General features: G+C 75.1%; 19 protein-coding genes. 7 read left to right on the forward strand and 12 right to left on the reverse strand.

What is annotated here, in order from left to right; all coding sequences use genetic code 11:
- Positions 1-11: 11 nt before the first annotated feature.
- From V6D49_RS25030 to V6D49_RS25040, 3 genes are all read right to left on the reverse strand, one after another.
- Entirely contained in the window at positions 12-1,019 is a 1,008-nt protein-coding gene (locus tag V6D49_RS25030; protein ID WP_340563202.1) for an SCO0930 family lipoprotein, read from the reverse strand.
- A 162-nt stretch (positions 1,020-1,181) separates the two neighbouring features.
- Positions 1,182-2,684, reverse strand: a complete 1,503-nt coding sequence (locus V6D49_RS25035) for an NADH-ubiquinone oxidoreductase-F iron-sulfur binding region domain-containing protein (protein WP_340563205.1) — start codon at positions 2,682-2,684, stop codon at positions 1,182-1,184.
- Positions 2,672-3,541 carry a hypothetical protein gene (locus tag V6D49_RS25040; protein ID WP_340563208.1) on the reverse strand — a complete coding sequence of 290 codons (870 nt, stop codon included), beginning with the start codon at positions 3,539-3,541 and terminating at the stop codon, positions 2,672-2,674. Before V6D49_RS25040 ends, V6D49_RS25035 begins: the two co-directional genes overlap by 13 nt.
- A gap of 487 nt (positions 3,542-4,028) precedes the next feature.
- On the opposite strand from V6D49_RS25040, the gene V6D49_RS25045 reads away from it, so the two are divergent.
- Entirely contained in the window at positions 4,029-5,087 is a 1,059-nt protein-coding gene (locus V6D49_RS25045) for a PucR family transcriptional regulator (RefSeq protein ID WP_340563211.1), read from the forward strand.
- Between the two features lie 136 nt (positions 5,088-5,223).
- Here the strand turns inward: V6D49_RS25045 and V6D49_RS25050 are convergent, their stop codons facing one another.
- From V6D49_RS25050 to V6D49_RS25060, 3 genes are all read right to left on the reverse strand, one after another.
- Positions 5,224-6,639: a DUF1996 domain-containing protein gene (locus V6D49_RS25050; protein ID WP_340563213.1), complete on the reverse strand. Its 1,416-nt coding sequence runs from the start codon at positions 6,637-6,639 to the stop codon at positions 5,224-5,226.
- The gene (locus V6D49_RS25055) at positions 6,620-7,342 is read right to left on the reverse strand and encodes a DUF4142 domain-containing protein (RefSeq protein ID WP_340563216.1); all 723 of its coding nucleotides are present in this window, start codon (positions 7,340-7,342) and stop codon (positions 6,620-6,622) included. The genes V6D49_RS25050 and V6D49_RS25055 overlap by 20 nt, the downstream gene beginning before the upstream one ends.
- 106 nt (positions 7,343-7,448) lie before the next feature.
- Positions 7,449-7,811, reverse strand: a complete 363-nt coding sequence (locus V6D49_RS25060) for a hypothetical protein (RefSeq protein WP_340564312.1) — start codon at positions 7,809-7,811, stop codon at positions 7,449-7,451.
- A 247-nt stretch (positions 7,812-8,058) separates the two neighbouring features.
- Between V6D49_RS25060 and V6D49_RS25065 the strand changes: the two genes are divergently transcribed.
- The 5 genes from V6D49_RS25065 to fxsA all read left to right on the forward strand — a co-directional run bounded on the left by V6D49_RS25065 (position 8,059) and on the right by fxsA (position 13,916).
- On the forward strand, positions 8,059-8,499 hold the full coding sequence (locus V6D49_RS25065) for an Lrp/AsnC family transcriptional regulator (protein ID WP_340563218.1): 441 nt from the start codon (positions 8,059-8,061) through the stop codon (positions 8,497-8,499).
- 110 nt (positions 8,500-8,609) lie between these two features.
- Entirely contained in the window at positions 8,610-10,250 is a 1,641-nt protein-coding gene (locus V6D49_RS25070) for an amidohydrolase (RefSeq protein ID WP_340563220.1), read from the forward strand.
- A 519-nt stretch (positions 10,251-10,769) separates the two neighbouring features.
- On the forward strand, positions 10,770-12,521 hold the full coding sequence (gene lnt / locus V6D49_RS25075) for an apolipoprotein N-acyltransferase (RefSeq protein ID WP_445330598.1): 1,752 nt from the start codon (positions 10,770-10,772) through the stop codon (positions 12,519-12,521).
- Positions 12,518-13,309, forward strand: coding sequence for a polyprenol monophosphomannose synthase (locus tag V6D49_RS25080; protein ID WP_340563223.1), 792 nt, complete (start codon positions 12,518-12,520; stop codon positions 13,307-13,309). Before lnt ends, V6D49_RS25080 begins: the two co-directional genes overlap by 4 nt.
- Positions 13,293-13,916, forward strand: coding sequence for an FxsA family membrane protein (fxsA, locus tag V6D49_RS25085; protein ID WP_340563226.1), 624 nt, complete (start codon positions 13,293-13,295; stop codon positions 13,914-13,916). Before V6D49_RS25080 ends, fxsA begins: the two co-directional genes overlap by 17 nt.
- A gap of 180 nt (positions 13,917-14,096) precedes the next feature.
- Here the strand turns inward: fxsA and V6D49_RS25090 are convergent, their stop codons facing one another.
- The 4 genes from V6D49_RS25090 to yczE form a co-directional block, all read right to left on the reverse strand.
- Positions 14,097-14,471 carry an RNA polymerase-binding protein RbpA gene (locus V6D49_RS25090; protein ID WP_191209032.1) on the reverse strand — a complete coding sequence of 125 codons (375 nt, stop codon included), beginning with the start codon at positions 14,469-14,471 and terminating at the stop codon, positions 14,097-14,099.
- Positions 14,472-14,727: 256 nt separating this feature from the next.
- Positions 14,728-16,086 carry an MFS transporter gene (locus tag V6D49_RS25095; protein ID WP_340563228.1) on the reverse strand — a complete coding sequence of 453 codons (1,359 nt, stop codon included), beginning with the start codon at positions 16,084-16,086 and terminating at the stop codon, positions 14,728-14,730.
- A 52-nt stretch (positions 16,087-16,138) separates the two neighbouring features.
- Complete coding sequence (locus tag V6D49_RS25100; protein ID WP_340563230.1) at positions 16,139-16,906, reverse strand: glycerophosphodiester phosphodiesterase; 768 nt, start codon at positions 16,904-16,906, stop codon at positions 16,139-16,141.
- Between the two features lie 46 nt (positions 16,907-16,952).
- On the reverse strand, positions 16,953-17,666 hold the full coding sequence (gene yczE / locus V6D49_RS25105; protein WP_340563232.1) for a membrane protein YczE: 714 nt from the start codon (positions 17,664-17,666) through the stop codon (positions 16,953-16,955).
- A gap of 56 nt (positions 17,667-17,722) precedes the next feature.
- Between yczE and V6D49_RS25110 the strand changes: the two genes are divergently transcribed.
- Entirely contained in the window at positions 17,723-19,225 is a 1,503-nt protein-coding gene (locus V6D49_RS25110; RefSeq protein WP_340563235.1) for an SCO1417 family MocR-like transcription factor, read from the forward strand.
- A gap of 23 nt (positions 19,226-19,248) precedes the next feature.
- Here V6D49_RS25110 and V6D49_RS25115 read toward each other — a convergent pair whose 3' ends face one another.
- Together V6D49_RS25115 and V6D49_RS25120 are read right to left on the reverse strand one after the other, a co-directional pair.
- A complete protein-coding gene (locus tag V6D49_RS25115; RefSeq protein ID WP_340563238.1) occupies positions 19,249-20,838 on the reverse strand; it encodes a hypothetical protein in 1,590 nt (529 codons plus the stop codon).
- Positions 20,838-21,032 (reverse strand): hypothetical protein, encoded by a 195-nt coding sequence (locus tag V6D49_RS25120; protein WP_340564318.1) that lies wholly within the window; start codon positions 21,030-21,032, stop codon positions 20,838-20,840. The genes V6D49_RS25115 and V6D49_RS25120 overlap by 1 nt, the downstream gene beginning before the upstream one ends.
- Between the last annotated feature and the right edge of the window lie 61 nt (positions 21,033-21,093).

Genomic DNA, 21,093 nt, shown 5'->3' on the forward strand with positions numbered 1-21,093 from the left:
GCGAGCACCGGTCAGGACGCCGCCCCGGCCCGCTCGCCGTCCGGCGTGACGGCGTGCCAGGTGCCGCCCACTCCGTGCCCGGCGGTGTCGCCCGGCTCCTCGTCGCCCGTGTACCAGTACACGGGCCAGCAGTCGATGGACAGCTGCTCGCTCCCGTCCGGCCGCTCCAACGTCGTCACCAGCTCCGGGTCGACGCCCTCCAGCGCCTTCTCGTCCACCGGCGCGGCCGGCTTCCAGGTCTCCAGGCAGGCCCCGGTGCAGTTCGACTTCATCGGCCAGGCCGTGTCCTTGTCGAAGCGGTACAGGGTGCGGCTCTCGGCGTCCCGCACGATCCGCCCCAGCTCCGGATCCTCGGCCGCGCTCAGTTCGGCGTCGCCGCCGGGCGCCGGCCCGTCCGCGTCCTGATCCCCGCCGGCGGGCGGCGCGGCCTCACCCCCGCCCGCCGGGCCCTGCCCCGCGCCCGCCTTGCCGCCGTCGGCGGCCAGCGCGTTCCACGTGCCGCCGACGCCGTGGCCGCTGACGTCGCCCGGCCGGGCGTCCTTCGCGTAGCGGTAGACCGGCCAGCCGCCCAGCGTCAGCTGCTCGGCTCCGTCCGCGCGTTCCACGGAGCCGAGCAGCTCCGCGTCCATGCCGGCCGCCGCCTCGGCGTCGTCGGCGGGGACCGGGGGCCAGGCGGTGGCGCAGTCGCCCTCGCAGGTGGCGGCCGGGGGCTTCGCCGAGTCCTCCTCGAAGCGGTACAGCGTCCAGCCGGCGGCGTCGGTGACGACCTCGCCCAGCTCGGCGTCCTCGCGCAGGGCGAGGGTCCTCGCCGGGCCGGAGCGGTCCTCGGCACCGGCCGGTTCCGACCCGTCGTCCCCGTAGCCGCCGCCGGTGCCGTAGCCGGGGGAGAGGGAGGAGCTGTCCCCGGCGGGCCGCACCCGGTCCTCCGTCGGCCCGGCCTCCCCGCCGCAGGCCGCCGTCATCGCCATGACCACCGCTACCGCCGTACCCGCCGCGACCCGCTGCCGCCGATTCCTCATGACCGCTCCTTCACCTCGGCTGACCTTCGCTGCGGCCCCACGGGGCCGGACCGAGCCCGTCGCGGGCTCCGTCGTCGTGGCGTACGGTCGGTGGCGGGCGTCCCGCTCAGCGGGGGCGGAAGTTGTGCGCGGGGTAACAACTCCCCTGCCACGCGGAGCCGTTCACTCCTGGATGCGCAGCGCCAGCGCCGGGCAGCGGCGCACGGCCCGCAGCGCGTCCTGCCGGAGGCGGCCGGGAACGTGCGAGACCGCCCGCTCCGGATAGCCGTCGGGCCCCAGCCGCAGTACCCCCGGGACGATGTCCGCGCACAGGCCGTGCCCCTGGCACAGCGTCCAGTCCACGACGAGCCGCTCGGCGCTCGCCCGGTCCCCGCCCCCCGGACCGCCGGAGCCGCCGGGGGAGCCGGTGGGGGCAGCCTCCTCCTCGCCGAGCGGCAGCACCCCGCTCACCGGCAGGCCGCAGGGCCCGTCCAGCGCGTGCGCGCGGAAGTGCCCGGCGAAGACCGTCAGCGCGGAGGTGACGAACCGCACGGTGCCGTCGGGGTGACCGCACGCCCCCCGCCCGGTCACCGCGTCCATCCGCGCGGTGACGCCCGCCAGCGCCGCCTCGCCGCCGCCGCGCACCACCCGGTCCAGGTCGTCGGCGAGACCGGGAAGGCCGACGACGCACGGCCCGCACTGCCCGGCCGACTCCCGCGCCATCCAGCGCGCCACCCGGGCCGTCTCCCCGGCCGGGCACGTCGACGCGGGCAGCGGCAGGACCGCGCCCGCCCCCAGCCCCGCCCCCGCGTCCGCGAGGGACTCCCGGGAGACGAGCGCCGTCCGCGCCGCCTTCGGGGTCAGCCAGCCGCCGTGGTAGCCGCCCACGAGCACACCCTGGCCGATGTCGGTGCCGCAGACCCTCAGCACGTACGGCAGCGGGACGCCGCTCGGCGTCTCCACCACCCGGCCGCCCCCGACGGTCAGCAGGACGGTCCCCGGCTCGCGGGGCAGCCCCACCGACCGGTACTCCAGGGCCCCCAGCCGCGCCGCGACGGCGAGCTGCGCGTACGTCTCGGTGTTGGACAGCAGCGTCGGCAGCCCGCCCAGTCCGCGCTCGCTCGACCGCACCCGGCGTCCGGCGGGCCGGGCATGCCCGTGCGCGATGCCGTTCACCAGCGCCGTGCCCTCGCCGGTGACGAAGCGCTCGGGCAGCCGGGCCACGTGCAGCCGCGGCGGGTGCGGACCGCGTTCGGCGACGGCCGCACGCAGCGACCGCTCGACGTCGACGCGCGTCACACCGACCCACACCTCCTCGGCGCCCAGCGCCTGCGCGGCCAGAGCGGCACCGTCGAGCACCAGGTGCGGTGTGTGCAGGAGCAGCGCCGTGTCCTTGAGGCAACTCGGCTCCCCCTCGCTGCCGTTGACGACGACCACGCAGCGCCCGTCGCGCCGCCGGGCGGAGTCGGCGACGGCCCGCACCTTGCGCGCGAACGGGAATCCGGCCCCGCCCTTGCCGCGCAGGTCGATGTTCCCGGCCAGCTCGACCAGTTCGTCCGCCCGCAGCCGGGGGAGCGAGCCGTGCACCGTCAGGTGCGCCACCCGTTCCAGGCGGGCCACCCGGTCGAGCCCGGCGAGCAGCCGCGGCGGACCGATGGACAGGACCGAGGGCGTCACTTCCGCCACGGCGCCCACCTGCCCGCCACGCCCCCGGGCCGGCCCGCCGCCCCCGGGCCCCGGCCGCCGGGCGGCCACAGCCGCAGCGCCAGGGCGGCGGCCACCCCGAGCAGGCACAGGACGTACGCGGCCGTCACCCACCCGTCCGCCGCCCGTCCGGCCTTGAGCCCGTGCACCAGGGCGGCGCCCCAGGCGGGATAGGCGCACATGTGCAGCGCCCGCCACCGGCGCGACCCGCTCCCGGAGGCGAACACGCCGCGCACCGCACCCGTGATCGCGACGGCGAGGAAGAGATAGCCGGCGAGCGTGCCCAGTCCGAGGAGCACGGGCCGGGTGCCGTCGGCGAACGGCACGCCGGCGGCGAGGGGGCTGATCCGCCCCTCGGCCAGCTTCACCCCGATGTGCAGGGCGAGGAAGCCCAGCCCCGCCACGGCCGTGCCCCGGTGCACACCCTGGGCCAGCAGCCGGTGTGCGGAGGACAGGACGAGCCGGTCGGTCGCCGCCAGGCCCCACAGCACGGTGGCGGTCAGCGCCACCAGGGAGAGCACACCGGCTCCGAAGTCCAGGAACGCGGTGGTGCGGTGGAACGCCCCGGCGCTCACCGCGACCGCCAGGGACAGCACACCCGTGAGACCCAGGCCGGGCGTGAGCCGGGAGCGGGCGAGCCCCGGCCCGACACCCGCGTACCGTCGGCGGTGGATCCGGCCGGGCAGCCCCCGGCGGGTCCCGCCCCGGAACACACCACGCGGTGGGCCGGTCCGCGGCCGGTGGGCGCGGGCGCGCGGACGGGCCCGGGGCCGCGTTCCGGCCGGGCCGGGGGAGGAACCACCCGGGAGCGGGGTCGTGGTCGGGGGGTCGGGCGTCAACGGAACCTCCGTACGATCCGGTTGCGAGCAGCCCGCCGGGCGGCCACCGGCCGTGTGCGCGTTCCGGTCACGCCTGCCACCGTTCGTGACGCGAATTCGACAGCAATCGCGAGATGGTGTTACCGGAGTTAACCCGGGATGGCCGGTTCCGCTGTCGCCGCTTTGCAGGGTCAATTGCCGCGGGGACGGGCGCCAAGAGCATCGCTGAACGCCGTTCACCACTCGGCGGATTTATCGCGCTGTGACAAATTCCGGTCACGGCGTCGCACCACTGCGCGGGGCTGCGGATGATGCCCCTCCAAGGCGGTCCTGGCCGGATCCGTGCACGGCGGCCGGGGCGCGGCCAGGAGGCGGCCGCCCCTCCCGTGAGGGTGCCGACGGATGGTTAAATCCCGTGCCAACTCGGGGAACTGGCACGGCTTCGGACATCCACGGGCCGCCCGGCACGGCAGCGGGCGGCCTCCACCCCGGCAGGAACGAGGTAGAGATGTGTGAACTGATCAATCGCATCTGGGCCCGCCCGCGCGGCGAATGGACCCGCGTTCTGCGAAAGGAACTGCCCGCCATCGCCGACCAGGTCGTCGATGTGCTGCAGCGCAGCATTCCGGAGTTTGCCACCCTTCCATCGGTAATCGACCGGGACGACGCGAAATGGGTTGTGGAAAACGCCCTGCTGACCGCGCTCGGGTACCGGGGGGAGGGCGCGGAGGAACCGGCGCCGCGCCCCGGACGTCTCCCGGCGGCCGTGCCCATCGACCGCGCCAGGCGCCAGCTGTTCGCCGCCCTGACCGGCGACCCGTGCGCGCCGGAACACTCCCTGGTGGAGTTGGCCCGCTCGGCCCGGTGGACGCTGCCCGACGCGGTGCGGGCCGTCGTCCTCACCTCGCCCGGTGAGGCCACGCAACTCGCGTCGACCCTCGGCGACACCCTCCTCAGCCTGGCGGACGGCGAGAGCTGTCTGCTGGTCGCCGACGAGGGCCAGGACACGCGCCACACGCTGGAGACCGTCCTGCGCGGCCGGCCGGCGGCCGTCGGGCACGCCGTGCCGCTGGCCGAGACGGCGTCGTCGCTGCGCTGGGCCCGCCGGCTGCTGCCGCTGCGCACGCATCGCGGCGGCCACACGCCCGAGCCCGTCTTCGTCGACGACCACCTGACCCTGCTCCTGCTGCTTCAGGACGAGTCGCTCACCCGGGCCCTCAGCGTCCGCTGGCTGAGCCCACTGGACGACCTGACGCCCCGACAGAGCGAGCGGCTGGAGGTCACGCTGCTGGCGTGGCTGGAGGGCGGGGGCGCGCCCGAGGCCGCGCGCACCCTCCAGGTCCACCCGCAGACGGTCCGCTACCGGCTGCGGCAGATCGAGAAGCTCTTCGGCCCCGCCCTGCGCGACCCGCGCACCCGCTTCGAGCTCGAGATGACGCTGCGCAGCCGGCGGCTCCTCGCCCAGCTGCGCCGCAGCCAGGCCAGGGCCGGGCGCCGGGCCCGGGCGGTGGCGGCGGGCATGCGTCCCCTCGGCATCGCCCGGGAGGCACGCGTGAACGGTCTGTAGCACTCCGAGGGCGCTGAGCACGGCGGCGGGAGGACGTCTCCCGCCGCCGCTTCCGTGCGCCCGGCCCGGGAGCACGGAAGCGGCCCGCCCGCCCGCTCGTGCGGAGCGGACGGGCGGGCCCGGGCGGCGCGGTGCGTCAGCCGCAGTCACGGCCGCCGTTGACGCACGCCACCACCTTCCGCATCAGGTCCTCGTCCATGACGTTGATGAAGTCGCTGTGGTCGGTGACGGGTTTGTGCAGCTGCTCGGGGAAGCTGTCCACCGCGAACGCCGCACCGGGCGGCACGTCGTAGAGGATGCGCTGGACGAGCTGCGGGATCGCCCGGAACCCGTCCGGGCAGCCGCCGTCGTCCTCGGCGAACGCGACGTGCGTGCGGTGGTTCGCGCTGTCGGTGTTCTCACCGTCCCAGCAGCTCTGGAACGCGAAGGTCCGCACGACCCGGCTGCCGTCGGGGCAGATCGGGTACTTGTCCGTCAGCTGCCGGTCCTCGTACCCGGTGCAGCTCCAGGAGGCGTTGGCGTTCTGGGTGCCGTTGGTGAAGGCCTTCGCGTCCCCGGTGATGATGCGCAGGAACCGCGGCATCGCGGTGACTTCGGAGACCGAACTGCCCCGGAAGGTGAGATCGACCTCGGCCGGCCGGAGGATCGTGCCGAGGTTGCCGTCCAGGTGGCCGCCGGCACCGCCGTCCCGGGTCCCGCGGTCGTCCCGCCGGCCGTCCAGTTGTCGCAGCACGGGCCAGTAGTGGCTGGAGCGGTCGCCGTTCTCGCACGTCGTGTCGGCCCCTGCCAGCTCCTCGTCGTCGCTGAACGCGTCGGTCGCGAGGTTGCCGACGTAGTCGTGCACGTGGTGCGCGCCGTTCGCCACCCCGGGGTTGGCGATCACGTTGTCCGAGTTGAGGTGCTCCTCCTCGTTGGTGCCGCACTCGGTGGTGAACGTCCCGGTGGAGGCCTCGTCCCCGGGCCGGGGCGGCGGGCCGGACGGCCGCACGGTGCGGATGTCGACGAAGTCCGCCGGGACGGGTCCACCCGGCTTGTCGGCGCCCTCCCACGGCTCCATGCGCGCCCCGTCGGACACCGGCTCGGCCGCCTCGTCGCGCTGGACACCGCAGCGGCTCATCCGCTCCAGGTCCCTGGCCACTCCCCCCGCGCGCTCGATGCCCGAGGCGATGCGCCCGATCGTTTGCTCGCGCTCGCGCTCCAGCCCGGCCAGTACCGAACGGGTCTTCCAGCGGGGCGAGTTCAGCCGCTCGTACGCGTGGGCGAGCTGCGCGTCCAGCGCGGCCAGCTCGCGGCCCACCGGACGCTTGGCGCTCTCGGGCACCTCGCGCAGCGCCATGCCCACGTCCGGGCAGTCGATCGTGCGGGCCACCTGCCGGGCGTCCCCGCGCTCGCCCTCCCGCCGGTCCCCGCGCTCCCCGCCGTCCCCGGGGCCGAACCCCGCGACGGCGTGGCCCGCCACGACGGCCGTTCCGCCGCCGCCCAGCAGCAGGGCGGAGACGACGGCGACCGTCCGGAGGGTCCTGCGGCTGCGTTTATGCCCTTGTTCTCTCATGGCGTGACTCCACTTCGTCGCTCCGGGCAGGACCAAGGGCCGGACGGGCGGCGGCCGTCGGCTCCACGGCCAGCGCTTCGAAGTCCACCAGACCGGTGTTCTCCAGCACCGTGATGTGGTCGAGCACGACGGCGTTGGCCCGGGTGGCGAGGGAGCGCACCATGGAGTTGCGCGTGGTGGCGCGAACCTCCGCGACCCGTGCGAAGACCGTGCCGTGCGCCTCGCGCAGCAGGTTCGCGAAGAGCCGGTCGAACGCGTCACCGCGGGCGGCGTCCAGTCGGGCGAGCCGGTCCCGCTGCTGTGCGTTCGGCTGGTTGGCCAGCTCGATCCCGAGCGCCCGGGCGGTCCCGATCGCCCGCTCGTCCAGCTCCGTGTGCCCCTCGACGAGGTGGTCACCGGCCAGCCGGACCGACGCGCGTCCGCCGCGCTCCTGTGCCTGCCGCCCTGCGGGCAGCTCCCACAGCCCGGCGAGCCGGATGGTGCGCACGAAGTCGCGGTCGAGCGCGGTGAGCGGTCCGTACTCGGTGCTCACCGTTCCCCGGCCGTCGTCCTCCCAGCCCCGCGCGGCGGTGGCCGTGGCGGCCCCGTCGAACATCCGGACCGGGACCAGCAGCGCCACGAGGGTGGCGGCGAGCGCCGCCACCACCAACGCCGTGCCGAGCGTCCTCGCGGACGTGACCGGCGTTCCGTTGACGTGGCGCATGAGCCCTCCTCGGCGCGCTGGCGACCCTTGGTGCCGGGGACGCTAATGCGCTGCGAGGAGGGGAGGCCGAAGGTTAGTCACACCCCGACAAAGAAAACCCCCGCACTCACCGGCGGGCGGTGGCGGCCGTCCGCGCGGGCCGCGCGACGGGGCCTCCCGCGTGGGAGAACGGCTGCGTCCGCCAGTCCAGTCCGGCCGGAAGCGTCAGCAGCGCCGCCGCGTCCTCCTCCTGCGGCTCACCGTCGGCCGCGTCGCGGGCGGCGGCGGCCGACAGGCCGGAACCGTCGCACACCGTCAGCCCGAACGGGTTCCACGGCGACGCGCACAGCGCGTGCTCGGGGAGCCGCTCCTCGTCGGCCAGCAACGCGATGGGCTGCGCGCACTGCGGGCACAGCACGCGGTAGATCTCCACGGAGTCGTACCGTTCGTCGGACTCCGGGGTGTCCTCGGCGCTCCCCGCGTCCCGCATGGCCGGGACGTCAGGACGGAGCGACTGCACCTTGCGCATACATCCCCCTCGAAATGGGCCGGCCGGACGCCTTCGACAAGCTGGTCTCGGCCACAGCAAGCATTTCCCGTCCGGACGGGCGCGTAATCTCCGCCACTCCCGGGAGCGCGGGAGCACTCCTGTGGCCTTCGTCACATGACGGCCCCGCAGTGCGCTCTTCGCCCGCCCCGCTGTGCCGGAGCGCGCCCGGCGCAGTAGGTTGCGTGGTGTGGAGGAGCTGGACCGGCAGATCGTGCAGTTGCTCGTCGAGGACGGGCGGATGAGCTACACCGACTTGGGCAAGGCCACGGGCCTGTCCACCTCGGCGGTGCACCAGCGTGTCCGCCGGCTGGAGCAGCGCGGTGTCATCAAGGGGTACGCGGCCGTCGTGGACGCGGAGTCCGTCGGGCTGCCCATGACGGCCTTCATCTCGGTCGCGCCGTTCGATCCCAGCGCGCCCGACGACATAGCCGACCGGCTCGCCGACGTCCCCGAGATCGAGGCGTGCCACAGCGTCGCCGGCGACGAGAACTACATCCTCAAGGTCCGGGTGGCCACGCCCATCGAGCTCGAACACCTGCTGGCCCGCATTCGCAGCCTCGCGGGCGTCTCCACCCGCACCACCGTCGTGCTCTCCACGCCGTACGAGGCCCGCCCGCCGCGCCTGTGACCCGCGCGCCGCCGCCCGGCGCCCCCGCCCCCGTGCCGTCCCACGCTGCGTTCTCCCACCCACCCACCCCGGGTGAGGTCCGGTCGGAACCTGACGCGAGACTGGGGGCCATGAGCGAGCGCACCACGTCCGGCGACGAGCCCCGTACCGTCCTCCTGCGCGGCGGGGAGGTGTACAGCCCGGCCGATCCGTTCGCCACCGCGATGGTCACCGAGGGGGACCGGGTGGCCTGGGTCGGCTCCGAAGGCGCTGCCGACTCCTTCGCCGACGGTGTCGACGACGTCCTCGACCTGGAAGGCGCCCTGGTCACCCCCGCCTTCACCGACGCCCACGTGCACACGACGTCGACCGGCCTCGCCCTCACCGGGCTCGACCTCAGCGCCGCCGCCGACCTCGGTGACGCCCTCGCCCGCGTCCGTGCCCACGCGCGGGCCCGGCCGGGCGACCGCGTCCTGCTCGGCCACGGCTGGGACGCCACCGGCTGGCCCGAGCGGCGGCCGCCGTCCCGCGCGGAACTGGACGCGGCCGCCGGTGGGCGCCCCCTGTACCTCACCCGCATCGACGTCCACTCCGCGCTGGCCACCACGGCGCTGCTGGAGGCCGTGCCCGGAGTGCGCGAGCTGGCCGGCTTCGCCGCCGACGGGCCGCTGACCGCCGCCGCCCACCACGCCGTCCGTGCCGCCGCGTACGCCTCCGTCACGCCCGCCCAGCGCGCCGAGGCGCAGCGGGCCACGCTGCGTCGCGCCGCCGAGCTGGGCGTCGGCTCGCTGCACGAGTGCGCCGGCCCGGACATCTCCAGCGCCGAGGACCTGACCGCGCTGCTCGCCCTGGCCGCCGACGAACCGGGCCCCCGGGTCTTCGGCTACTGGGCCGAAGCCGTCACGAACGCGAAGGACGCGCGACGGGTGCGGGAGCTCGGGGCCGTGGGCGCCGCCGGGGACCTGTTCGCCGACGGATCGCTCGGCTCACACACCGCGCACCTGCACACCCCCTACGCCGACGCGCCGCACACCGGCACGGCCCACCTGGACGCGGCGGCCGTCGCGGCCCACGTGACCGCCTGCACCGAGGCCGGGCTCCAGGCCGGCTTCCACGCCATCGGTGACGCCGCCCTGACCGCCGTCACCGACGGCGTCCGCACCGCGGCGGCCCGACTGGGCACCGAACGGGTGCGCGCGCTGCGCCACCGGGTCGAGCACGCCGAGATGCTCACCCCCGGCCACATCGACGCCTTCGCCGAGCTGGCCCTCATCGCCTCCGTCCAGCCGGGCTTCGACGCCGCCTGGGGCGGGGAGGAGGGCATGTACGCCGAGCGGCTGGGCGCCGAGCGGGCCCGCACCCTCAACCCCTTCGCGGACCTGCTGCGCGCCGGGGTGCCGCTCGCCTTCGGCTCGGACAGCCCCGTCACGCCGCTCGGCCCCTGGGCCGCCGTGCGGGCCGCCACCTTCCACCGCACTCCCGGCCACCGCGTCTCCGCCCGCGCGGCCTTCACCGCGCACACGCGCGGCGGCTGGCGGGCCCTCGGCCGGGACGACGCCGGGGTCCTCGTGCCCGGGGCCCCGGCCGACTACGCGGTCTGGCGGGCCGGTGAGCTGCTCGTCCAGGCGCCCGACACCCGGGTGGCGAACTGGTCCACCGATCCGCGCTCCGGCACGCCGGGACTGCCGGACCTGACCCCCGGCGGTCAACTGCCCCTGTGCCTGCGGACGGTGGTGGGGGGACGCACGGTCCACGAGCGGCCGAACGAGTGATACCCGGGCGTGGTCGTACGGCCGAAAGTTGCGGCGTACGCGCGCCGCGGAACCGCCGAATTTCCGCCACTGACCTGCTGGTTCGACGACAGCACCGCGAGAAACGCAGGTCAAACGCCTGTTGACAGGCGGCTGTCACGGACGGGTAGGTTCGGCCGAGTCCACCACAGGACGTCCGGTCGGGGGTCCGCCCACGCAACCGCCTGGAGCCGTTGGGCCACGGGTGGTGCGTCGCACCGGCACACCACCACTGGGAGCCAGGTCCAGCGCCCGCGGTACGGGAGCGGAAGGTTTTTGTCCGACCGGCAGGTGTGACCCGGGTGGGGCCCGGACGCTCAGTAGACAACGGCTCTCGGTCGATCCGCAGCCAGCGGGCCCGGGGTCGGCCCGAAGGGCGCCGGGCCCGATCCGCTGACGCGCGGACGGCGGCCCGCCCGTTCTCCTCCACCCGGCGCGCCCACGGCCCCGTGTGCCGATGTACGGTCACATCAGACCGCCCATCTGCAGGAAGGCGCCAGCGTGGCACCGGGCTCCGACACCTCCGCCGAAGCGGCCCGCACCGGGCCCCACGCCGACGTGCCCGGCTCCGGTGGCGCGCGCGTGGAGGACCCGGCGCCGTCCCACGGCTCCGGGACGGGCGGCGGCGCCGCCGTGGCCGCACCGGGCCCGGCCCGGCACGGACCCCTCGGGCGGCTGCGCGGGCCGGGCCTGGCCGTGCTCAGCGGACTGGCGCTGGCCGCCGCCTTCCCCCCGGTCGACGCCTGGCCCCTCTCCCTGGCCGCCGTCGCCGCGCTGAGCCTCCTGACGCGCGGACGCACCGTGCGGCAGGGCGCCTGGACGGGGCTCCTCTTCGGCCTGGGCTTCTTCGTCGGCCTGCTGCAGTGGCTGCGCGTCATCGGCTGGGACACCGTGTTCGGTCTGTCCCTCCTGCAGGCGCTCTTCCTCGCCCTGCTCGGCGGCGGCCTCGCCGCGACGTCCCGGCTGCCGCTGTGGCCCCTGTGGGGAGCCTGTCTGTGGGTCGCCGAGGAGTGGGCGCGCGACCGCGTGCCGCTGGGCGGCTTCCCCTGGGGCCGGCTCGCCTTCGCCAACACCGGGTCGCCCTTCACGCCTTTGGCGGCGCTGGGCGGTGCCCCGCTCGTCACCTTCGCCGTCGCGCTGGCCGGCACCCTGTCGGCCGCCGCCGCCGTCGCCCTGTTGCGGTGGCGGCGCACCGCACGGCCGGAAGCCACCGGCGCCCGGGACACTCCGCGGCCCACCGGGCCGCCGCACCGCGCGCTGCGGCCCGCCGCCGCGGCGGCGGGGCTCGCCACGGCCGTCACCCTCGCCGGATACGCCGTGCCGGTGCCGACCGACGCCGACGACCACGTGGACATCGCCGTCGTCCAGGGCGACGTACAGCAGCCGGGCATGGACTTCCTCGGCCGCCCGATGATGATCCTGGAGAACCACGTCGAGCCCACCGTGGAGCTGGCCGAGGACGTCGCCGCCGGCCGCGTGGAGCGCCCCGACCTCGTCATCTGGCCGGAGAACGCCTCGGATCTCGACCCGTACCGCTACCCGGAGGCGTACGCCGCCATCGACCGGGCGGCGAAGGCCATCGGTGTCCCCATCCTCGTGGGCGCCCTCGTGGACCACCCGACCCGGGAGGGCTACGTCGAGAACCAGGGCATCGTGTGGGACCCCGTCAGCGGCCCCGGCGACTCCTACACCAAGCAGCACCCCGTGCCGTTCGGCGAGTACGTGCCCTTCCGGGAGCAGCTCAGCAAGGTCATCAGCCGCCTGGAACGGGTGCCGCGCGACTTCTGGCCGGGGGACGAGCCCGGGGTCCTCCAGGTGGGCCCCGCGCGCCTGGGCGACGTCATCTGCTTCGAGGTGGCCTACGACGAGATCGTGCGCGACACCGTCCGGGCCGGGGCCCGCGCCCTGGTGATCCAGACGAACAACGCGACCTACGGCAACACCGGCCAGCCCGAGCAGCAGCTCGCCATGTCCAGGCTGCGGGCCATCGAGCACGGCCGGGCCATCGTGACCGCCGCTCCGAGCGGCATCAGCGCCGTCGTCGCCCCCGACGGGACGGTCGAGCAGCGCACCGAGGAGTTCACGCAGGACGTGCTCACCGCGCGGCTGCCCCTGCGCGACGGCCTCACTCCCGCCGACCGCGTCGGCTCGGCGCCGGAGTGGAGTCTCGCTATGGTGGGCCTCCTCTCCTGGGCCGCCGCCATCCTCCACGGCCGCCGGAGCCGTACGGACGAGAAGGGGAACAGGCCGTGACCGATCAGGAAGAGGTGCGCCGCTTCGCACCCCTCGGCACCGTCCTCGTGATCATCCCGACCTACAACGAGGTCGAGAACCTCAGGTCCGTCGTGAGCCGTACCCGGACCGCCGTGCCCGACGCCCACGTGCTCGTCGCCGACGACAACAGCCCCGACGGCACCGGCAAGCTCGCCGACGAGCTCGCCGCCGAGGACGAGCGGGTGCGCGTCCTGCACCGGCGGGGCAAGGAGGGCCTCGGTGCCGCCTACCTGGCGGGCTTCGAGTGGGGCATGGAACACGGCTTCGACGTCCTCGTCGAGATGGACGCCGACGGCTCCCACCAGCCGGAGGAACTGCCCCGGCTGCTCACCGCGCTGCGCCACGCCGACCTGGTCCTCGGCTCCCGCTGGGTGCCCGGTGGGCGGGTGGTCAACTGGCCGGCCAGCCGCAGGTTCCTCTCGCGGGGCGGCAGCACGTACTCGCGCATGGTCCTCGGCATCCCCGTCCGCGACGTCACCGGCGGCTTCCGGGCGTTCCGCGCGGACACCCTGCGCGGGCTGGGCATCGACGGCGTCGCCTCCCAGGGGTACTGCTTCCAGGTGGACCTGGCCCACCGGGCCGTGCGGGCGGGGTACCACGTCGTCGAGGTCCCGATCACCTTCGTGGAGCGGGAGCTGGGCGACAGCAAGATGAGCCGCGACATCGTGGTGGAGGCGCTGTGGCGGGTCACGGCGTGGGGTGTGCGGTCCCGGCTGACCCAGTTGGCCGGACGCAGGCACACTGGAGACCATGACCAGCCGTCGTGACAGTCGTGACCCCAGCCGTTACGAGCCCCCCGGGCGGCGGCCCGGCGGCTCCCGGCCCTCGGGCCCGGACCGGCGCCGCTCCCGGCTGCGCACCTTCCTGCCGCTGACCGTGGCCCTGTGGGCCGTACTGGAGCTGTGGCTGCTGCTCCTGGTCGGGGACGCGGCGGGCGGCCTCACCGTCTTCCTGCTGCTGGTGGCCGGCTTCGTGCTCGGCTCCGTCGTCATCAAGCGGGCGGGCCGACGGGCGTGGAGCTCCCTGGCCGAGACCCTCCAGCAGCCCGGCGCCGCGCGGTCGGCGCAGTCACGCTCCGGGGGCGGCAACGCGCTGGCGATGCTCGGCGGCCTGCTGCTGATGCTCCCCGGCCTGCTGTCGGACGTGGCGGGGTTGCTCTGCGTCTTCCCGCCGACCGCCGAACTGCTGCGCCGCCGCACCGACCGCTGGCTGGACCGGCAGGCCGGGCGCTCGCGTCCCGGCACCCTGGGCGACGCGCTGCACCAGGCCCAGCGTGCGGGGGAGCAGGCCCGCATGCACCGCCCGGACGGCAAGGTCGTCCAGGGCGAGGTCATCACGCCCGACGAGCCGGACGACGACGGGCCGCGCCGCTGACGGCGCTCGCGCGGCTCCCGCACCGGACGGGGACCTCCGCACCGGCGTGCAACGCGCACCCGGACGTGGGCACACGACAACGGCGCGGGAGCCTGGGCCGCCATCCGTGGATGACGCTCCAGGCCCCCGCGCCGTCGAGAGGTGTCCGGCCGTCGGCCGTTCCGCCCGCCGCGGGCCCGCTTACGCGGACTTGCGGCTGTCGCGCGGATGCACCGCGATGTTCATCGCACCGGAACGCAGGACCGCCAGCCGCTCGGCCAGCACCTCCTCCAGTTCCTCACGGGTACGCCGCTCCATGAGCATGTCCCAGTGCGTCCTCGCCGGCTTGGTCTTCTTCTCTTCCGGGCCCTCGCCGTCGACCAGCAGGGCCTGAGAGCCGCATACCTTGCACTCCCACTCCGGCGGGATCTCCGCCTCGACCGAGAACGGCATCTCGAACCGATGTCCGTTCTGGCATGCGTACTCCACGGCCTGGCGCGGGGCCAGGTCGATGCCGCGGTCCGTCTCGTAGCTGGTCACCACGAGTCGCGTGCCGCGAAGAGCTCGCTCACTCATGAATCGTGCCTCCCGGGCTTGTCGCCCACAGGACAGGTGTCGCTGTCGTCGTCATCCGGTCAACGTCCGGTCGGCGGTGAAGATTCCCGTATCGGGACATGCGTCGCCCGTCGTGCCGCCCCTTGTTGTACCCGCCGGTGCCCGCTTTGTCACATCTGGGGATGGATGTCACCCGGTGTCCTTGTCCGCCGGACGCGCAGTAACGCTCCCTCCGGGCGGGCCGAAGGCGTACACTACCGCCCCCGCCGGGGACGGGCTAAATCCGGCCGGGGTCGGTGTTGCCCACGGCCGCCGCCGCCCGGCGCACCGGCACCCGCAGCAGCAGTACGAACCCGAGCACGAAGAAGACGACGAGCGAGATGATCGCGTCCCGGTAGCTGCCGGTGAGCTGGTACGTCAGCCCGAAGACCAGCGGCCCCAGCCAGCTCGTGCCCCGGTCGCTCACCTCGTACAGGGAGAAGTACTCCGCCTCCTTGCCGCGCGGTACGAGCTGGGCGAACAGCGACCGCGACAGGGCCTGCGTCCCGCCCAGCACCATGCCGATCGCGGCGGCCAGCACGAAGAACCACAGCGGTTCCCCCGAGGGCAGGAAGTAGCCGGCGGCGACCGTCCCCGTCCACGCCACCAGAGAACCCAGGATCGTCCGTTTCGCCCCGTAGCGCTCCGCCAGACGGCCCAGGCCGAGAGCGCCGAAGATCGCCAGGACCTGCACCAGCAGGATCGCCCCGATCAGGGACTCCTGCTCCATCCCCAGCTCCTCCGAACCGAACACGGACGCCTGCGTGATCACCGTCTGCACGCCGTCGTTGTACAGCAGGTAGGCCAGCAGGAACATCAGCGTCAGCGGGTAGCGGCGCAGCTCCCGCAGCGTCTGCCCGAGCTGCCGGAACCCGCCGCCGAGCGACAGCCGCTCCCCGCGCACCGTCCCCGGGCGCTCCCGCAGCCGCCGCAGCGGCACCAGGGTGAACACCGCCCACCACAGCCCGGCCGAGGCCAGGCAGATCCGCACGGCCGTGCCCTCCTCGACCCCCAGGGACTCGTGGCCCAGGAAGAGCGCGAGGTTCGCCACCAGGACCAGCGAGCCGGCCCCGTAGCCGAAGGCCCACCCCCGCGACGACACCGCGTCCCGCTCGTGCGGTTCGGCGATCTGCGGCAGGTAGGCGTTGTAGACGACGATCGACGCGGCGTAGGCCACGTTCGCCAGGATCAGCAGCAGGCCGCCGAGCAGGTAGCGGTCGCCGTCCAGGAAGAACATGCCCGTCGTGGCCGCCGCCCCCGTGTAGGCGAAGACGCCCAGCAGCGGCTTCTTGCGCCCCGTGCGGTCGGCCAGGGCGCCGACCACGGGCATCACCAGAACGGACAGCAGCACCGACGCGGAGATCACGTAGGCGAAGTAGGAGCCGTCGCGCACCGGGATGCCGAGCGGGTGGATGTAGCCCTCCGCGTCCGCCGCGGCCTCGGCGATCTCGGTGAGGTACGGGCCGAGGAACACGGTCAGCACGCTGGTCTGGAAGACCGAGTTGGCCCAGTCGTACCAGTACCAGCCGCGCTGCTCCCTGCGCCTGCTCCCCGCGTCGTCCGAGCCCGCCGGCTCGGTCACGACCTTGGCGTCCACCTGTGTCCCCCTCGTTCCCGCCGCGCGGAGCGTCCGCACGCACCGGTGGTGCTCACGCCGACCAGGCGCCGCGTTCCTCCAGCACCTCGCGCAACAGCGCCACGTGGTCGGTCATGATGCCATCCACCCCCAGATCGAGCAGCGCCCGCATGGCGTCCGCCTCGTTGACCGTCCAGACGTGCACCTGGAGCCCGAGCCGGTGCGCACACCGGACGAAGGCCCGGTCGACGACCGGTATCCCCGCCTGCCGCACCGGCACCTGCGCCGCCCGCGCGCCCGCGCGCGGGCGCGCGGGCAGCCCCCACGAACGCAGCCGCAGGGCCACGACGCCGCGCGTGCCCAGCGACGTGGCGAGCCGGCTGCCCGCCAGCGCCTGTGCCCGGGCCACCCGGCGCTCGTCGAAGGAGCCCAGGCACACCCGCCCCCAGGCGTCCTGCTCCTCCAGGACGCGTAGCAGGGGCAGCAGCGCCCCCTCCGCCTTGACGTCGACGTTCCACCGGGTGCCGGGGAACGCCCGCAGCAGGTCCGCGAAGAGCGGGACGGGCTCCCGTCCGCCCACGCGCGCCCGCGCCACCTCCGACCACGGGAGGTCGGCGATCGCGCCCCGGGCGTCGGTCACCCGGTCCAGCGTCGGGTCGTGGAAGGCCACCAGCCGCCCGTCGGCCGTGACGTGCACGTCCGTCTCCAGGTACCGGTAGCCGAGGTCCACGGCACGGCGGAACGCCCGTTCGGTGTTCTCCAGGCCCTCGGCCACGCCGCCCCGGTGGGCGAACGCGAAGGGGCGGGGATGGTCGAAGTAGGGATGGGCCGCAGTCGTCACCGCCGCAGTATCGCGTGCCGCCGCCGACCCGTCCGCTTCGGCACCCCTACCGGACGTCCGGCGTCGCCGGGGCCGTCGGAACGTCCGGGGAGGCGGGCGGTCCCGGCGGCGGCCCGTCCAGCGAGAAGACCCGCAGGAACCGCTGCGCCAGGGGGCCGATGGCCAGCGCGTACAGCGCCGTGCCCGCCCCCACGCCCCCGCCGAGGAGGTAGCCGCTGACCAGGACGACCACCTCGATGCCCGTGCGCGCCACCCGTACGGAGACGCCGGTGCGTCGGTGCAGCCCCGTCATCAGCCCGTCCCGGGGCCCGGCACCGAACCGGGCCGCGATGTACAGGCCCGTCGCCACCCCGTTGAGCACGATGCCGGACAGCAGCAGCGGCCACCGCACCGCGAGGGCTTCCCACTGCGGCATCAGCAGCAGTGTGCCGTCCAGCGAGAGGCCGACCAGAATGACGTTGGAGACCGTCCCGAGTCCGGGCCTCTCCCGCAGGGGCAGCCACAGCAGCAGGACCAGCGCACCCGTGAGCACGGAGACGATCCCGATGGAGAGCCCCACCCGCTCGGACAGGCCCTGGTGGAAGACCTCCCACGGGCTGAGGCCCAGCTCCGCGCGCACCATGAGGCCCGCGCTGGCGCCGTAGAGCAGGAGCCCCGCGTACAACTGCACCACGCGGCGTCCCAGCCGTCGTTCCCCGCCCCGCGTCCCCGTTGCCGCCACTGATGGCCCTCCCTGCACTGATCGGCGAATGCATGACATGCTGACCGGAAGGCAAGGCCAATTCGACGTCCAATGTGCAAGAGGTGGACCGCATCATGCCCGAGTGGACCTCAGCCGTCGGCGCCCCGCAACTCGTCCGGCTCCTCGGCTCCCAACGTGCGGCGGACCGCACCGGCCGCAGCGGTTCCCCCGCCTACCGCGCCCTGGCCGACGGCGTCCGGCTCCTCGTGCTGGAGGGCCGGGTGCCCGTCGGGGCCCGGCTGCCGGCGGAGCGGGAGCTGGCGTCCGCCCTCGGCGTCAGCCGGACGACGGTCGCGGCGGCCTTCGAGGCGCTGCGCGTCGACGGGTTCCTCGCCTCGCGCCGGGGCGCCGGGAGCTGGACGGCCGTCCCGGCCGGTGACCCGCTGCCCACCCGGAGCCTGGACCCGCTTCCCCCCGAAGCCGCCGGCGGTGTCATCGACCTGGCCTGCGCCGCCCTCCCGGCCCCCGAGCCGCACCTGAGCCAGGCTCTGCGGGCCGCACTGGAGGACCTGCCGCCCTACGCGCGGACACACGGCGACTACCCGGCCGGACTGCCCGCCCTGCGCCAGGCGATCGCCGACCGCTGCACCGCACGGGGGCTGCCGACCATGCCCGAGCAGATCATGGTCACCACCGGGGCGATGGGCGCCGTGGCCGCCATCTGCAAGCTGCTCGTGCCGCGCGGCGAGCGCGTCGCCGTCGAGCACCCCTCCTACGCCAACGTCCTCCAGCTCATGCGCGACGCGGGCGCCCGGCTGGTGCCCGTGGCCATGGCCGACCGGCTCGCCGGCTGGGAGCTGCCCGCCTGGCGCCAGACCCTCCGGGCCGCCGCCCCGCGCCTAGCCTACGTCGTCGCGGACTTCCACAACCCGACCGGAGCCCTGGCCGACGAGGGACGCCGCCGGGACCTGGTGTCGGCCGCCCGCGCCGCCGGCACCACCCTGGTCGTCGACGAGACCATGGCGGACCTGCCGCTGGACGAGGCCACGGCGGCCGACCAGCCGCGCCCCGTGGCGGCCTTCGACCCGGGCGGCGCCACCGTGATCACCGTCGGCTCGGCCAGCAAGGCGGTGTGGGCGGGCCTGCGGATCGGCTGGGTGCGGGCCGCCCCCGAGGTCGTCCGCAGCCTCATCTCCGCCCGGGCCTGGGCCGACCTCGGCAGCCCGGTCCTGGAGCAGCTCGCCGTCGCCCGACTGCTGGCCGACGGCGGCTGGGACCGGGCCGTCGCCGTGCGCCGTGCCCAGGCCCGCGTCAACCGTGACGCCCTGGTGGCCGCGCTCGAGGAGCACCTGCCGGAGTGGGAGTTCACCGTGCCGCGCGGCGGCCTGACCCTGTGGGTGCGCACCGGCGGGCTCTCCGGCTCCCGGATCGCCGAGGCGGGGGAGCGGCTCGGCGTGCGCGTGCCCTCCGGGCCCCGGTTCGGGGTGGACGGCGCGTTCGAGGGGTACGTGCGGCTGCCGTTCACCGTCTCCGGAGCGCTGGCGAACGAGGCCGCCCAGCGGCTGGCCGCCGCCACCCGCCTGGTCGCCGGGCCGCCCCACACCGCACCGGAGATCCCCCGCAGCTTCGTCGCCTGACGGGCCGCCGCGTCGGGGCCGCGTCAGCCGTCCACCCGCTCACCGGAACGCTGCTCGCCCTGCTGCGGAACGGCGTCCTCGTGGCGCTGTTCCCGCGCGGCCCCGTCGATCTCCTCCAGCCCGACCACGGGCGGGGGCAGCAGCTCCCGCACGGCCTCCCGGTGCGCCTCGGCGGCGAGCTCGTCGTACGGGTCCGGGGCCGCCGGGACCTGGAGCCGCAGCACCGGGCCGGAACCCAGCCTGGCGTACCCCCGGCCCGGCGGGACGTCCCGCACCGGCGTCGTCCGCGGCGGCTCGCCCAGCACGGCCCGCACCTGCTCCGGCGTGGCCGGGCCCAGCACCACCCGGGCGCGGGTGTAGGCGCGCACCACCTGGGCCAGCGCCTCGGCCCCCTCGAACTGCTCCGCCAGCGCCACCGACACCCGCGCCGAACGGCCGTGCCGCAGCACCACCTGCAGCAGCTCCTGCGGGTCGCCACGTCCCTCCCCGCGTGCCAGGTGGCTGAGCACCGCCGGGCGGTCCACCAGCACCCACAGCGGTCGGCGCACCGTGTCGGGCACCGGCCGGCCGCCTTCCCGGGCGTGCACCGCGGCCAGCAGCCTGCGCTCGGTCTCGTGAGCCGCCCACTGCAGGGAGGCGAGGGCCCCCACGAGGGTCGTCTCCACCGAGAGCACCCCGCGCCGTCCCGTCAGACAGGCGTACTCACCGCTGCCCGAACCGTCGACGACGAGGACGTCGCCGTGCTGGAGGGCCTGCAGCGCCACGGAGCGCAGCAGCGTCGTCGTACCGGCCCCGGGCTGTCCGAGGGCCAGCAGATGGGGCTCGGTCGACCGGGGCCCGGTCCGCCACACGACCGGGGGGACGTCCAGGGACTCCGCCCCGTCCAGCACCGGCAGCGTCCGTTGCACGGCCTCCGCGTCGGTGAACCCCAGCACCATCTCGCCGGGCGTGACGACGAAGCGCTGCACGCACAGGTCCGAGGGCAGCGGAGCGAGCGCGGTGACCCGCAGCTCGTTGCCCTCCTCCTCCCAGTCGAAGCGCAGCTCCCGGGAACGGCCGATCTTGGCGCACAGCAGCCGCTCCACGCGCTGTCGCGGCTCCGCCTCGCCGTCCGGGAAGCAGGGCGGATAGCGCAGCACCAGCCGGGTCGGCCGGCCGTCCGCGTCGAACGCGTACGAGGTGAAGGCGCGCTCCCAGGAACCGTCGGGCGCGTACAGGGGCTCCGGGTGCGGATCGTCGGCGACGGCCAGGCAGGGCACCAGCGCCTCGTACAGCGTCTGGAGGCGGGCGGCCTGCTCCTCCGCGTCCGGCCCGGGGTCGGGCGCCTCGGCCTCCTTGGGCGGACGCCCGAACCAGGCGCACGCGCCCACGGCACCCGCCGCCGCCAGCCAGGGGCCGTACGGCATGACCCACAGCAGGGCGGCGCAGGCACCCGCCAGGAACAGGGCCGGGCCGCGCTGCTCCCGCGCGGTGTCCTGCCACCGGCGCCGGCCGGCAGCGGTGAGCCGGGCGGCGCCGCGGCCCAGCACGATGAGCGGGTAGACCACGTCGGCCGCGCCGTCCCCGAGCGTGCGGACCGCGAGCCGTCCCTGCGCGAGGGTGCGCCAGGCCACTAGAGGGTGATCCCGCCCAGCAGGCTGGCCAGTTTGTCGCTGCCCGCCTGGATGCCGGGCCCGATGGCCGTTCCGGACAGGTAGAAACCGAAGAGGGCGCAGACGGCGGCGTGCGACGGCTTCAGCTCGCCCTTGCGGAAGAGCAGGAAGCCGATCACCCCGAAGAGGACGACGCCGGAGATCGACAGGACCATGAACGCTCCTGGTGTGAGGGGTGCGGTCACCATGCGTCACACCAGCATCACAGAAGGACGG

The organism is Streptomyces sp. GSL17-111, from assembly GCF_037911585.1.
In the GTDB taxonomy this organism is placed as follows: domain Bacteria; phylum Actinomycetota; class Actinomycetes; order Streptomycetales; family Streptomycetaceae; genus Streptomyces.